We start from the raw sequence: 14,877 nt of genomic DNA on the forward strand, positions 1-14,877 counted from the left end.
CCCCCGCCTGCAAAGAACTAAACGCACTTTTACATGCATTCGTGGATGTATATATAATAGCATCCCACGATCGGATAGCCCAAGCCGTGACGACCGGTTAATATCCGTCACTGTTGCCTTTCAAAACGCTCTTGCGCCGTGCCCCGACGGGCGGCGCCGTGCGGCATTTCCCCGGTATGGCGCATTTTGCTCAGGATGCCCCTGCAGGTGCGGTTTGCATCCACGGGCTTCCGGTCACGCGTCGCAAGACGCATGTGTGCGCTGTCGTCCCCGGGGTAGGGATGCGCGCACTTTTTCATTCTCAGTCTTTGACAGAGGTCGCTCCATGCGCGTCGAACGGGTTCCATTCCGCTTAATCAGTGCCGCGACGGCTGCCGTATTGCTGGCAGCGTGCGGACCAAAACAATCTGCCCCGCCGCAACAAACGCCCGAAGTGGGTGTCGTCACCGTCCAGCCGACGGCTGTGCCCGTCGTCACCGAATTGCCCGGCCGCACCAGTGCCTTCCTCGTCGCGCAAGTGCGTGCACGGGTCGACGGCATCGTGCTGCGCCGCGAATTCACGGAAGGCGGCGAGGTCAAGGCTGGTCAGCGTCTGTACAAGATCGATCCGGCGCCCTACATCGCGACGTTGAACAACGCGAAGGCAACGCTGGCGAAGGCCCAGGCCAATCTCGTCTCGACCACCGCGCAAGCCAACCGCTTCAAGGTGCTGGTGGCCGCCAATGCGGTCAGCAAGCAGGACTACGACAACGCGGTGGCCTCTGCAGGCCAGGCCGCAGCTGACGTGGCCGCCGGCAAGGCAGCGGTCGACACAGCGCAGATCAACCTCGGCTATACCGACGTGACCTCGCCGGTGACCGGCCAGATCGGCGTGTCGCAAGTCACGCCGGGCGCGTATGTGCAGGCGAGCGCCGCCACGCTGCTGGCAACGGTCCAGCAACTCGACCCGGTCTATGTGGACCTGACGCAATCCAGCCTCGACGGCCTGAAGCTGCGCCGCGAAGTGCAGGAAGGGCGCCTGAAGACGAGTGGCCCGGACGCTGCCAAGGTCTCGCTGATTCTCGAAGACGGCCGCACCTATTCGGAAAAGGGCAAGCTGCAGTTCACCGACGTGACGGTCGACCAGACCACCGGCTCGGTGACCGTGCGCGCGATCTTCAAGAACGCGGACAAGGTGCTGCTGCCGGGCATGTTCGTGCGCGCGAAGATCGAGGAAGGCATCAACGACAGCGCGCTCGTCGTGCCGCAAGTCGGCATCACGCATGACCAGAAGGGTCAGCCGACCGCGCTGGTGGTCGGCGACGACAACAAGGTCGCGTTGCGTCAGCTCGTCACTGCGGGCACGTACGGTTCGAACTGGGTGGTGGAAAGCGGCCTGAAGGCCGGCGACCGCGTGATTGTCCAGGGCACCGACAAGGTCCGCCCGGGCGCACAGGTCAAGGCCGTTGCCGCGCAACTTCCCGCCACACCCGCTTCCGACGCATCCGCTCAGGGTGCGCCGGCCGCCAGCGGTGCGACGCAGACGGCTAAACCCGCTTCTGCTGCATCGGGCGCGTAATAACAGGGAGCCCGCCTCATGGCAAAGTTCTTTATTGATCGCCCGATTTTTGCATGGGTGATCGCCATTATTCTGATGCTCGCGGGTATCGCGTCGGTCTTTACGTTGCCGATCGCGCAATACCCGACCATCGCGCCGCCGGCCGTGCAGATCAGCGCAACGTACCCGGGCGCATCGGCGAAGACGGTGGAAAACACCGTCACGCAGGTGATCGAGCAACAGATGAGTGGTCTCGACCACTTGCTGTATCTGTCGTCCACGTCGGACGACTCGGGTACGGCAACCATCACGCTGACGTTCGCAGCCGGCACCAATCCTGACATCGCGCAGGTGCAGGTGCAGAACAAGCTGCAGCTCGCCACGCCGCTGTTGCCGCAAGCCGTGCAGCAGTTGGGTACCAAGGTCACGAAGTCGAGCAGCAGCTTCTTGCTGGTGATGGCGTTCGTGTCCGAAGACGGCAGCATGAACAAGTACGACCTGGCGAACTACGTCGCGTCGAACGTCCAGGATCCGGTCAGCCGGATCGACGGTGTGGGCACGGTGACGCTGTTCGGCTCGCAGTATGCGATGCGGATCTGGCTGGATGCGAACAAGCTGACCAACTTCGGCCTTACGCCGGTAGACGTGCAGACGGCATTGCAAGCGCAGAACGTGCAGGTCGCGGGCGGTTCGCTCGGCGGCACGCCGTCGGTGCCGGGCCAGGTGCTGCAGGCCACCATCACGGAAGCCACGCTGCTCAATACGCCTGAACAGTTCGGCAACGTGCTGCTGAAGGTGAACACGGACGGCTCGCAAGTCCGTATCAAGGACGTGGGCCACATCGAGCTCGGCGGCGAAAACTACAACTTCGACACCAAGTACAACGGTGCGCCGACGGCAGGCTTCGGTATTCAGCTCGCCACCGGCGCGAACGCGCTGGCTACGGCCAAGGCAGTGCGCGCGAAGGTCGCCGAACTGTCGAAGTACTTCCCGCACGGCCTCGTCGTGCAATATCCATACGACACCACGCCGTTCGTGCGTCTGTCGATCGAAGAAGTGGTCAAGACGCTGCTCGAAGGTATCGTGCTGGTGTTCCTGGTCATGTACCTGTTCCTGCAGAACCTGCGCGCCACGCTGATCCCGACGATCGCCGTGCCGGTGGTGCTGCTGGGCACGTTCGCGATCATGGGTATCGTGGGCTTCTCGATCAACACGCTGTCCATGTTCGGGCTCGTGCTGGCGATCGGCTTGCTGGTGGACGATGCGATCGTGGTGGTGGAAAACGTCGAGCGGGTGATGCAGGAGGAGGGGTTATCGCCTCGAGATGCGACCCGCAAGGCGATGGACCAGATTACCGGCGCGCTGGTCGGCGTGGCGCTCGTGCTGTCGGCGGTGTTCGTGCCGGTGGCGTTCTCGGGCGGTTCGGTCGGGGCTATTTACCGGCAGTTCTCGTTGACGATCGTGGCGGCGATGGTGCTGTCCGTGCTGGTCGCGTTGATTCTGACGCCGGCGCTGTGCGCGACGATCTTGAAGCCGATCGAAAAGGGCCATCAGGAAAAAACCACCGGTTTCTTCGGCTGGTTCAACCGCACGTTCAACAAGAGCCGCGACAAGTATCACTCGGGCGTTCACCACGTGATCAAGCGCTCGGGCCGTTGGCTGATCATCTACATGGTGGTGATCTTCGCGGTTGGCCTGCTGTTCGTGAAGTTGCCGAAGTCGTTCCTGCCTGACGAAGACCAGGGCACGATGTTCGTGCTGGTGCAAACGCCGTCCGGCTCGACGCAGGAAACCACTGCGCATGCGCTGAAGGACGTTTCCGACTACCTGCTCAACACCGAGAAGAGCATCGTCGAATCGACCTTCACGGTGAACGGCTTCAGCTTCGCCGGCCGCGGTCAGAACGCGGGTCTCGTGTTCGTGCGGATGAAGGACTACGCGGTGCGTCAGCACTCGGATCAGAAGGTGCAGGCGCTGGTTGGCCGCCTCTTCATGCACTTCTCGGGCTACAAGAACGCGCTGGTGTATCCGGTGAATCCGCCGTCGATTCCTGAACTCGGCACGGCTGCCGGCTTCGACTTCGAGTTGCAGGATCGCGCCGGTATCGGCCACGAGAAGCTGATGCAGGCTCGCAACATGCTGTTGGGCATGGCCGCGAAAGATCCGACGCTGGCTCAGGTGCGCCCGAACGGCCTGAACGATACGCCGCAGTTCACGGTGAACATCGACCACGAGAAGGCTGCTGCGCTCGGCGTGTCGCTGTCGGTGATCGACCAGACGTTCTCGATCGCATGGGCGTCGCAGTACGTGAACAACTTCCTCGATACCGACGGCCGGATCAAGAAGGTGTATCTGCAAGGCGACGCACCGTTCCGGATGAAACCGGAAGACCTGAACGCCTGGTACGTGCGCAATACGGTCGGCACCATGGTGCCGTTCTCATCGTTCGCGAGCGGTACGTGGTCCTATGGTTCGCCGAAGCTCGAGCGCTACAACGGTATCTCGGCGGTGGAAATCCAGGGCGCGGCTGCACCGGGCAAGTCGACCGGTCAGGCCATGACGGCCATGGAAGCACTCGTGGCGAAGCTGCCGGCGGGTATCGGCTACGAATGGACGGGCTTGTCGTTGCAGGAACGCCAGTCCGGTTCGCAGGCGCCGATTCTGTACGGCATCTCGATCCTGGTTGTGTTCCTGTGTCTCGCGGCGCTGTATGAAAGCTGGTCGATCCCGTTCTCGGTGATCATGGTGGTGCCGCTCGGCGTGATCGGCGCACTGCTGGCCGCTACGCTGCGCGGGCTCGAGAACGACGTGTTCTTCCAGGTGGGTCTGTTGACCACGGTGGGGCTGTCGGCGAAGAACGCGATTCTGATCGTGGAATTCGCCCGCGAGTTGCAGCAGGGTGAAGGCATGGGGCCGATCGAGGCCGCGCTGGAAGCAGCGCGTCTGCGGTTGCGTCCGATTCTGATGACCTCGCTCGCGTTCATTCTCGGCGTGATGCCGCTCGCGATCAGTAACGGCGCGGGCTCGGCCAGCCAGCACGCAATCGGTACGGGCGTGATCGGCGGGATGTTGACGGCGACCTTCCTCGCGATTTTCATGATCCCGATGTTCTTCGTCGTGATCCGCGCGAAGTTCGGCGGCGAGAAGGAAGACCCGGATGACGCGCTCGCACACTACAACCAGCACCATCCGCATGATCCGCAAGGTGGCGGGTCGGCTGGCGGGTCGACTGATCAAGGCTCGGGCAAGGACGGACATTGAGATGCAAAAACACTCTTTGATTGCAGTGGCGGTTGCGCTGTTCGCCGCGGGTTGCACGATGGCGCCGAAGTACCATCGCCCGGATGAGCCCGTGACGGCGACCTTCCCGACAGGCGGCGTGTACGACACGCAGCCGGGCGCGGCGAGTGCCTCGCGGACCGCGAACGGCCAGGCGGCCGCCGACATCGGCTGGCGTGATTTCTTCGCCGATGCGCGTTTGCAGCGGCTGATCGAAATCGCGCTGAAGAACAACCGCGATCTGCGCGTGTCGGTGCTGAATATCCAGGCATCGCAGGCGCAGTACCAGATCACTCGCGCGGCGCTGTTCCCGACGCTGAACGCTGCGGCTTCGCAAAGCAAACAGCGCACGCCGAAAGATCTGACGTCCACTGGTCTGACGATCAGCAACACCTACTCGGTGGGTCTGAACGCTTCCTGGGAAATCGACTTCTTCGGGCGGATTCAAAGCCTGAAGGATCAAGCGTTGGCTCAATACCTGGCCACCGCTCAGGCGCGCAAGGCTGCGGAAATCGCGCTGGTCTCGCAGGTGGCGAATCAGTACATGACGGTGCTCGAGGTGGACGATCTGCTGAAGGTCACGCAGAACACGCTGAAGACCGCGCAGGAGTCGTACCGGATCGCCAAGCTGCAGTTCGACAACGGCACGGGTTCGGAACTGGACCTGCGGCAGTCAGAAACGGTGGTCGACCAGGCGCAGGCAAACCTGCAGTCGCAGGCGCGTCTGCGGGCTCAGGCGGACAACGCGCTCGTGCTGCTGGTCGGCGAGCCGTTGCCGGACGATCTGCCGCCGGGCATGACGCTGGACAATCAGAACCTCCTGACGGATGTTCCGGCGGGCCTGCCGTCCGATCTGCTGACACGTCGTCCGGACATCATGGAGGCCGAGGAGAATCTGCTCGCGGCCAACGCGAACATCGGCGCGGCGCGCGCAGCGTTCTTCCCGAAGGTCTCGCTGACCGGCAGTTTCGGCACGCTGAGCCCGACGCTCGGCGGTCTGTTCAAGCCGGGTTCGGCGGCGTGGAGCTTCGCGCCGTCGATCACGTTGCCGATCTTCGAGGGCGGCGCGAACAAGGCCAATCTCGACCTCGCCACCGTGCAGAAGAACATCCAGATCGCAACGTATGAGAAGGCGATCCAGACGGCGTTCCGCGAAGTGGCGGACGGACTGGCGGCACGCGGCACGTACGATCAGCAGATCCAGGCGCTGGAGCGCAATACCTTTGCCGAGCAGCGCCGGCTGGATCTGTCGGACCTGCGTTATAGGAACGGTGTCGACAGCTATCTGTCGGTGCTGACCGCACAGAACGATCTGTATATATCGCAGCAGTTGCTGGTGACCGCGCGCATGCAGCGTCTGCAGAACCTGGTCACGCTGTACCAGGCACTCGGCGGCGGCTGGATCGAACGGGCCGGCGAGCAGCCGCGTCCGGCCGATGCACCGGTCGATTACGGTGCGGCAAGTGCGCCGGTGGCGGCTTCGGCGGCGACTGCGGGTTGAGTCTTGTAGTAGCAGGCGCGTAGGGCAGGTTTCGGTTTTATCAGGAATGCCGTCCTGCGCAACTGGTAATAAAAAAGACGCCACGGCATGCCGTGGCGTTTTTGTTGGCGCTGAGATCAACTCAGCTCGGATCACAATCCAACTCGGATCAACCCAACTCGGATCGACCCGGCTCAACCCATCACTCACGCTCAGCGCGATCTCTCTCGCGCAGCGTTGCCTGCGGCCCGACGCTCAGTGCAAATCCGCCGCACGCAGCATCTCGTCGCGTGGCGATTCATTACCGCCGCGTCCGTCGAAATCATGTCCGGCCTTGCGAATCTCGCACTGCGCCTTCTTCTCGCTCTTCACGCCGTTGAAGATCAGGTTCAGCACGACCGCCGACACCGACGCCAGCAAGATCCCGCTATGCAACAGCGGCGACAGCGCCGGCGGCAGCTTCGAGAAAAATTGCGGCGACACCACCGGCACCAGGCCCATGCCGATGCTCACCGCGACGATGAACAGGTTGTGATGGTTCTTCACGAAGTCGACCTTGGCCAGCACCTTGATGCCGTTTGCCGCGACCATGCCGAACATCACGATCCCCGCACCGCCAAGCACGAAGGCCGGCACGGAAGCCACCACTTGCGCCATCTTCGGGAACAGGCCCAGCAGCACCAGGATCACGCCGCCCATCGCGCAGACAAAGCGGCTCTTCACACCCGTCACGCCGATCAGGCCGACGTTCTGCGAGAACGAGGTATGCGGGAACGAGTTGAAGATGCCGCCGATCAGCGTGCCCAGACCGTCGACGCGTAGACCGCGCACCAGCGTCTTCTGATCCACCGGACGATCGACCATGTCGCCGACCGCGAGGAACATGCCAGTCGATTCGATGAAGGTGACGAACATCACGGTGACCATCGTCGCAATCGCGAGCGGATCGAAATGCGGCAGGCCGAAGTGGAACGGCATCACGATGCCGACCCACGGTGCGTGCGTGACGCCGTCCATGTTCACGCGGCCAAGCACCAGCGCGATGAGGAAACCCGCAACGATGCCGAGCAGCACCGAGATATTGGCGAGGAAGCCCTTGGCAAATTTGTTGATCAGCAGGATCAGCATCAACACGAGGAGCGACAGGCCGAGATAGACCGGATTGCCGTAGTCAGGGTTGCCGACACCACCGGCTGCCCAGTTGATGCCCACTTCCATCAGCGAGAGGCCGATCACCGAGATCACCACGCCGATCACCACCGGCGGGAAAAAGCGCAGCAGCTTGCCGACCGCCGGTGCGAGAAGAATGCCGATGACACCGGCCGCGATCGTCGAGCCGAAGATGTCGAGAATGCCGAGCGAAGGGTTGGTGCCGATCGCGACCATCGGACCGACAGCCGCGAACGTGCAGCCCATGATGACCGGCAGACGGATGCCGAAGATCCACAGACCGAGGGTCTGAATCAGCGTGGCGATGCCGCAGGAAAACAGGTCGGCGCTAATCAGGAACGCGATCTGGTCTTTCGGCAATTTCAGTGCCGCGCCTACGATCAGCGGCACCGCAACTGCGCCTGCGTACATCACCAAAACGTGCTGAATGCCGAGCGTCAGCAACTGGCCCGCGGGCAGTCGCTCGTCGCACGGGTGAACCGTGTTCGATTGCATTTTGTCTCTCTCCACCATCTCGTTTTGGGATGGCTCCAAGGTATGCGGAACGAAAAGCTGCAACAAGACCACTGGGGCCTATTCCGGCATTCCCGGTGACGATATGGATGAGGCCTGTTTGAAAGGCAAAAGAAATGCGTGCGCCGCACAAATCCGCCGGAAGCCCCTTGCAGCGGCGATGGGCGCTCACGCGCCGCGCGCGCCCGTCCTAACGGGATATGTGTGAGAATCAATGAGGTGTATCTCGCTCGACGCATAGTGCTGTTTTCGTGCGGCTCGCGGCGTGGCGGGGTTAACCCGCGATTCCGGGTTTTCAGCGTGCATTCGGGCGCGCTTCCGAAGCCGCGCAGCGGTGACGGAAAATACGCCGTTCCAGGCACCTTTCGCTTGCTTGTCCCTAAGCTCAAATTGACGTCCTATCGCCCATGAGTTTTCTTGGCATCGACCTCGGCACCGGCTCCCTGAAAGTCGCAATCGTCGACGAAAACGGCCGCGAGCAGGCAGCGGCGAGTGTCGCGTATGCCCTCGAAACACCGCATCCCGGATGGGCCGAAATCTCGGTGCAAACCTGGTGGCGCGCGCTATGCGAAGCGGCGAGGCGTTTGCCTGCCGGGTTGCGTCGCGACGTGCATGCAATCGGTTTCTCCGGACAGATGCACGGTGTCGTGTTGATCGACGCCGATGGCGAAGCCGTGCGTCCGGCGATGCTCTGGCCCGACACGCGCGCGTTGGGTCTGCTCGATCAATGGCCCGAGCCGCAGCCGAATCCTGTTGCGCCAGGCATGGCCGGTCCTTTGCTGCGCTGGATCGTCCAGAACGAACCGCAGTCCGCGCGCAAGACGCGATGGGCGCTGCAACCTAAGGATTGGTTGCGCGTCGCGTTGGGCGGCGCGGTCGCAACCGATCCCTCCGACGCCTGCGCGACCGCGCTTGCCGATCCCGCTGGCGTGTGGGATCAGGCGCTGCTCGAGCGGCTCGAATTGCCGCATGAATGGTTTGCGCCGCTTGCGCCTTCCTATGCGGCGGGCGGCATTTTGTCGCGGGAGGCCGCGCAGGAACTGGGTCTGCGCGCCGGCATCGTGCTCGCGATCGGTGCCGCCGATACGCCATGCGCGGCGCTTGGCAGCGGCCTCGCGAGCGATGGCGACGCGTTGCTCACCACCGGCACGGGTGGACAAATCGTCGTACTCGCCGAGCACGCGCCGCAAGCGGTAAAAGGCCTGCATCGCTATCGGGCCGCGAGCGATCACTGGTATCGGATGGCGGCGATGCAAAACGTCGGCGTCGCGCTCGAACGCGTGCGGGGTTGGTTGTCGTATGAATGGGTTGATGCTTATCGTGATGCATTCGGTGATACAACAGCCGCTATCTCAAGCGCCGCAGCAGGCCTGACTTTCCTGCCCTACCTCACCGGCGAGCGCACCCCGTGGCTCAACCCTGCCGCGCGTGGCGGCTGGCTTGGCCTCGCGCTCGACCACTCGCGCGGCACGATGATGCGCGCCGCATTCGAAGGCGTCGCGTTCTCGCTGCGTGCCGGCCTTGACGCGATCCGCGCGAGCGGCGCGACGGTGACGACCTTGAAGCTCGCGGGCGGCGGTTCCGTCGATGCGCGCTGGCGGCAGTTGCTCGCCGACGCGTTAAACGTCGAACTCCATGCCGTCGACTGCCCCAACGCAGCGCCGCGTGGCGCGGCTATCCTCGGCGGATTGGCGAGCGGGCATTGGCACGCAAGCGACCTCGCCGCGCTTGCGCCAGGCGCGACGCGTGTTGCCGGGCCGCAAGGCGATGCGGCGCTCGCCGAACGTTATGCGCGCTTTCTCGATCTGTATGGCCGCGTCGAATCATGGTTCGGCAAAACCCCGCTTCGCTGAACAACGCGATGTCAGCTACAGACAATGCCGCGACGTACTTTGCAATACCATGACGGCTTTCGCACGCTAAGGTATAGGCCGGCGCTTGATGCCGGGCGGCGACGACACTGTCCGTCCCCAGTCCGGCACACGAATTAACTGCGGAACCGCGAACCGCGACACCGGCACGCCGCGCGATATCTCACCGCGACGGGCCAGGCATTCACCGACTCACAGGAGCATTCACGATGAAAACCAAAGCAGCTATCGCATGGAAAGCCGGCGCCCCGTTGACGATCGAAGAAGTGGATCTGGAAGGGCCGCGCGCCGGTGAAGTCCTGATTGAAGTGAAAGCGACGGGTATCTGCCACACCGACTACTACACGCTCTCGGGCGCGGATCCTGAAGGCATCTTCCCGGCGATTCTCGGTCACGAAGGTGCGGGTGTGATCGTCGATGTGGGTCCGGGTGTCGGCACGTTGAAGAAGGGCGACCACGTCATTCCGCTTTACACCCCGGAATGCCGTCAGTGCAAATTCTGTCTGTCGCGCAAGACCAATCTTTGTCAGGCGATCCGTTCGACGCAAGGCCGCGGCCTGATGCCCGATGCCACGTCGCGCTTCTCGCTGGACGGCAAGCCGCTGTTTCACTACATGGGCACGTCCACGTTTTCGAACTACATCGTCGTGCCGGAAATCGCGGTCGCGAAGGTGCGTGAAGACGCGCCGTTCGACAAGATCTGCTACATCGGCTGCGGCGTGACGACGGGCGTCGGCGCTGTGGTGTATTCGGCGAAGGTCGAAGCGGGCGCGAACGTGGTGGTGTTTGGCCTGGGCGGCATCGGCCTGAATGTGATCCAGGGTGCGAAGATGGTCGGCGCGGACAAGATCATCGGCGTCGATATCAACCCGGGCCGCATTGAGTTGGCGAAGAAATTCGGCATGACACACTTCATCAACCCGAACGAAGTCGAGAACGTGGTCGACCATATCGTGCAACTCACGGACGGCGGCGCGGACTATTCGTTCGAATGCATCGGCAACACCAAGGTGATGCGTCAGGCGCTGGAGTGCACGCACAAGGGCTGGGGTCAGTCATTCATTATCGGCGTGGCGGCGGCGGGTGAAGAGATCAGCACACGCCCGTTCCAACTGGTGACAGGCCGCGAGTGGAAGGGCTCGGCATTCGGTGGCGCACGCGGCCGCACGGATGTGCCGAAGATCGTCGACTGGTACATGGAAGGCAAGATCAACATCGACGACCTGATCACGCATCGTCTGCCGCTCGAGCGCATCAACGAGGGCTTCGACCTGATGAAGAAGGGCGAGTCGATCCGCTCGGTCGTGCTGTACTAATGCGTCACCGACCCGGCACAGAAAGGAGCATGTCGATGCTTGAACTATTGTCGTCGCATGCCTGCCATGGCGGCGAGCAGCGGATCTACCGGCACGATTCGCAGGCCGTCGGTCTGCCGATGCGCTTCTCGGTGTATCTGCCGCCGCAGGCTTTGCAGGCCAACGCGAACGTCCCCGCGCTGTTCTATCTCGCCGGCCTGACTTGCACGGAAGAAACCTTCCCGGTCAAGGCGGGCGCGCAGCGCTTCGCGGCGCAGCACGGCATCGCGCTGATCGCGCCGGACACCAGTCCGCGCGGTGCGGGCGTGCCGGGCGAAAGCGCGGCGTGGGACTTCGGCGTCGGCGCGGGCTTTTACGTCAACGCGACGCAGCAGCCGTGGGCGAAGCACTATCGGATGTACTCGTATGTGCGCGATGAACTGCGCGAAACAGTGCTCGCGAATCTGCCGGTGGACGGCGGGCGTCTGGGCATCTTCGGGCATTCGATGGGTGGCCATGGCGCGCTGATGCTGGCGCTGCGCAACCCGGAGATCTATCGGTCGGTGTCGGCGTTCGCGCCGATCGCCGCGCCATCACAGTGCCCGTGGGGCGTGAAGGCGTTCAGCGGGTATCTGGGCGAGGACCGTGAAGCGTGGAGGCAGTATGACTCGAGCGAGCTGGTCGCTCACGCACCACGCAAGTTCGCTGAAGGGATTCTGGTCGATCAGGGGCTGGCGGATCAGTTCCTCGCCGAGCAGTTGAACCCGGATGTGTTCGAAGCCGCTTGCAAGGCCGCAGGACAGCCGCTGACCTTGCGTCGTCATGCTGGCTACGACCACGGGTATTACTTCATCTCGACTTTCATCGAGGACCATCTCGCGCATCACGCGAAGGTGCTGCTCGGCTGATATTCACCGGGACGATGGCGGCGGCACGCAGTGTGTCGCCGCCAGGCGCCGCTTCAACGCCGCCTCAACGCCGCCTCAACAAACTCCCGCCATACACCACCGCCGACAGCACGGTGATCCAGAAGCTCGTCGGCCAGTCGGTATAGAACGCCAGCGTCAGACCGAGCCACGCCTGCACCAGGGCGAACACGGCGGCAAGCACGAGACCGGTCGAGAGTCGCGTCGTCACGTTTTGCGCGGCGGCGGCCGGCCCGACCATCAGCGTGAACACCAGCAGCACGCCGACAATCTGCGTGCACGCCGCCACGGCGAGCGCGGCGATCGACAGGAACAGCACCGACACCCTGCGCAACGACACGCCCTTGGCTTCCGCTAATTCCGGCTGCAACGAAGCAAACAACAAGGGTCGCATGATCGCGGCGAGCGCCAGCAAACTGATGACGCCTAGCGCCGCCAGCACGCCGAGTGTCGACGCATTCACGCCGAGCACGTTGCCGAACAGCAGCGCGGTAACTTGAGTCGCGTATGCGGTGAAGAAATGCAGGAACAGCAAGCCGAAGCCGAGCGACAGCGACAGGATCACACCGATCGCGACATCGCGTCCGGCCAGTTTCTCGCCGAGCGCGCCCATACCGACGCCTGCCGCGAGCGTGAAGCCGATCATCCCCCAGATCGGCGAGATGCCGATCAGCACAGCGCCGGTCGCGCCGGTGAAGCCGACGTGCGAGAGCGCATGACCAGCGAAGGTCTGTCCACGCATCACCAGAAAATAGCCCACCACGCCTGCCAGCACCGCGACGATCCCCGACGCCGCGAACGCGTTCACCATGAAATCGTATTCAAACATCGTGCTTGTGTCCGTCGCGTGAGTCGTGCTGGTGTGAGTGGCCGTGTGCGCCACCGTGGTCGTGCGAATGTGCATGCCCGTGCGAGTGGCTATGGCCGCCGTTCTCGTCGTGTTCGTGCTCGTGATCGTGTTTTTCGACTTCGACGTCGCCCGACATCACGAAGATGCGGCCCTTCACCCGCATCACATCGATCGGCGAGCCATAGAGACGCGACAGCACCGGCCGCGTAATGACTTCATCGACGGTGCCGAGCGCGGCGACGCCGCTGCCGAGATACAGCACGCGGTCGAGCGCGTGCAGAAGCGGATTCAGTTCATGCGCCGAGAACAGCACGGCAATGCCGAGCTCCTGCTGCACGCGCCGCACCAACTCGACCACGCTCTTCTGATGATGCGGATCGAGGCTGATCAACGGTTCGTCGAGCAGCAGCAGCTTGGGGTTGCCGAGCAGGCATTGCGCGAGCAGCAGACGCTGACGTTCGCCGCCCGACAGTTCCGATAACGGCCGCTCAGCTAGCTGGCGGCCGCCTACCAGATCGAGCACCCGCTCGACATCCGCGCGGGTTTTGCTGTCCGCATGGGGCAGGCCCCAGCGGTGTCCATCGGCGGCCATGGCGACGAAGTCGCGGCCGCGCACGCGGCGCCCGGCCAGCGCACTGCGCGTCTGCGGCATATAACCGATCGACGAGTTACCACGCTCGACCGGCTGCCCTAACACGCGGATCGCGCCGCTCGCTGCCGGCACGAGACCGAGCACGGCGCGCATCAGCGTGGTCTTGCCCGCGCCGTTCGGCCCGAGCACGCCGATGAATTCGCCCTGGTTCACCACGAAGCCGGCGTCGCGCAGAATCGTGCGGCCGCCGAGTTCGAGCGTGACGCGCTCGAGTTCAAGCACGGGCGCGTTACTGCGTGCGCCCGTCGATGCATTAGCTGGCGTGCTGCGGCCAGTTTCGTTCATTGGGTTTTTCCTTTGGCGGCGCTCGCCGCCGCATTCGCTCCGCCCGCAGCCAGCGCCGTGCCTAGCGCGTCGAGCTGCGTCAGCATCCACGTCTGATAGGTCTTACCGGCCGGTTCGGTTTCGGTGACGCTCATGGTCGGCACCTTCGATTGCTGCGCGAGCTTCAACATGCGTTTGGTCAGGGCCTCGGTTGCCTGGCTGTTATAGATCAGAACGCGTACGCGCTTTTCGCGCAGATCGCGTTCGAACGCGGCGATATCGGCCGCGCTTGCTTCAGTGTCGTTCATCGTCGCCAACTGGAAGCGCAGATTGCGCATCGAGAGGCCGACTGCGTCCGACATATAGCCGAACACCGGCTCGGTTGCCGTCACCGGCACGCCGGCGTAGCGGCCATGCAGATCGGCGACTTTGGCGTCGATGGGTTTCAGCGAATCGAGAAACTTCGCGAGGTTCGCATCGTACGCCGACTTGTGCGCCGGGTCAGCCGCGACGAGCGCCGCGCTTACCGCGCGCGCCACTTTCGGCATGGTGGCCGGGTCGTACCAGAGGTGAGGATTATCGCCGCTCTTCTTGCCTGTCAGTTCGGCGGCAACGATCGTCGCGCGATTCGAGCCCTTGGAAGCGGCCAGCAGTTTCGCCATCCACGGATCGTAGTCGGCGCCGTTGTAGACCACAAGGCTCGCATGCTGCAAGGCCCGCGCCGTCTTCGGGCTGGCTTCGAACAGATGCGGGTCCTGATCCGGATTGCTGAGGATGCTGGTCACGTCGACGCGATCGCCGCCCAGTTGCTGCACGACGTCACCGTAAAAGTTTTCCGCTGCCACCACCGGGATTTTCGCATCCGCGGCAAATGCGCCGTGGCTGAGCGTGAAAGCAGCGGCGGCCGCTGCGCCCATGGCCACGGTCTTCGACAGCTTCAGCGCATGGCGCGCCCCGTTCAACATCGAGCCGAATTTCTTCATCGTTGTTTCCTGCTGCGTGAGAGTTGAATGAACTACGCTCCTTGGGAGCGGCGCGTT

The 14,877-nt window shown here is 63.4% G+C and carries 10 protein-coding genes; 6 read left to right on the forward strand and 4 right to left on the reverse strand.

Annotation, left to right across the window (positions count from 1 at the left end):
• Nucleotides 1–325: 325 nt before the first annotated feature.
• From M0D67_RS04015 to M0D67_RS04025, 3 genes are read left to right on the forward strand one after another with little or no spacing between them, the layout of a single operon-like run.
• Nucleotides 326–1,558 carry an efflux RND transporter periplasmic adaptor subunit gene (locus tag M0D67_RS04015; protein ID WP_154558659.1) on the forward strand — a complete coding sequence of 411 codons (1,233 nt, stop codon included), beginning with the start codon at nt 326–328 and terminating at the stop codon, nt 1,556–1,558.
• A gap of 18 nt (nt 1,559–1,576) precedes the next feature.
• Nucleotides 1,577–4,798, forward strand: a complete 3,222-nt coding sequence (locus M0D67_RS04020) for an efflux RND transporter permease subunit (protein ID WP_154558658.1) — start codon at nt 1,577–1,579, stop codon at nt 4,796–4,798.
• A 1-nt stretch (nt 4,799) separates the two neighbouring features.
• A complete protein-coding gene (locus M0D67_RS04025) occupies nt 4,800–6,317 on the forward strand; it encodes an efflux transporter outer membrane subunit (RefSeq protein ID WP_154558657.1) in 1,518 nt (505 codons plus the stop codon).
• A gap of 234 nt (nt 6,318–6,551) precedes the next feature.
• On the opposite strand, the gene M0D67_RS04030 is transcribed toward M0D67_RS04025, so the two are convergent.
• On the reverse strand, nt 6,552–7,961 hold the full coding sequence (locus tag M0D67_RS04030) for a nucleobase:cation symporter-2 family protein (RefSeq protein ID WP_154558656.1): 1,410 nt from the start codon (nt 7,959–7,961) through the stop codon (nt 6,552–6,554).
• Between the two features lie 425 nt (nt 7,962–8,386).
• On the opposite strand from M0D67_RS04030, the gene M0D67_RS04035 reads away from it, so the two are divergent.
• The 3 genes from M0D67_RS04035 (at nt 8,387) to fghA (ending at nt 12,053) form a co-directional block, all read left to right on the forward strand.
• Nucleotides 8,387–9,832, forward strand: coding sequence for a xylulokinase (locus M0D67_RS04035; protein ID WP_154558655.1), 1,446 nt, complete (start codon nt 8,387–8,389; stop codon nt 9,830–9,832).
• A 227-nt stretch (nt 9,833–10,059) separates the two neighbouring features.
• A complete protein-coding gene (locus M0D67_RS04040; RefSeq protein WP_063497220.1) occupies nt 10,060–11,166 on the forward strand; it encodes an S-(hydroxymethyl)glutathione dehydrogenase/class III alcohol dehydrogenase in 1,107 nt (368 codons plus the stop codon).
• 35 nt (nt 11,167–11,201) lie between these two features.
• Complete coding sequence (gene fghA / locus M0D67_RS04045) at nt 11,202–12,053, forward strand: S-formylglutathione hydrolase (protein WP_171929005.1); 852 nt, start codon at nt 11,202–11,204, stop codon at nt 12,051–12,053.
• A gap of 64 nt (nt 12,054–12,117) precedes the next feature.
• On the opposite strand, the gene M0D67_RS04050 is transcribed toward fghA, so the two are convergent.
• The 3 genes from M0D67_RS04050 to M0D67_RS04060 are packed head-to-tail and all read right to left on the reverse strand — an operon-like array spanning nt 12,118 to nt 14,820.
• Nucleotides 12,118–12,900 carry a metal ABC transporter permease gene (locus M0D67_RS04050; protein ID WP_154558653.1) on the reverse strand — a complete coding sequence of 261 codons (783 nt, stop codon included), beginning with the start codon at nt 12,898–12,900 and terminating at the stop codon, nt 12,118–12,120.
• Nucleotides 12,893–13,858, reverse strand: coding sequence for an ABC transporter ATP-binding protein (locus M0D67_RS04055; protein WP_266237415.1), 966 nt, complete (start codon nt 13,856–13,858; stop codon nt 12,893–12,895). The genes M0D67_RS04050 and M0D67_RS04055 overlap by 8 nt, the downstream gene beginning before the upstream one ends.
• Nucleotides 13,855–14,820 carry a metal ABC transporter solute-binding protein gene (locus M0D67_RS04060; RefSeq protein WP_154558651.1) on the reverse strand — a complete coding sequence of 322 codons (966 nt, stop codon included), beginning with the start codon at nt 14,818–14,820 and terminating at the stop codon, nt 13,855–13,857. The genes M0D67_RS04055 and M0D67_RS04060 overlap by 4 nt, the downstream gene beginning before the upstream one ends.
• Nucleotides 14,821–14,877 lie beyond the last annotated feature (57 nt).

Origin of the sequence: Paraburkholderia sp. SECH4, assembly GCF_030511745.1 — a bacterium.
GTDB classification, from domain to species: Bacteria; Pseudomonadota; Gammaproteobacteria; order Burkholderiales; family Burkholderiaceae; genus Paraburkholderia; species Paraburkholderia madseniana.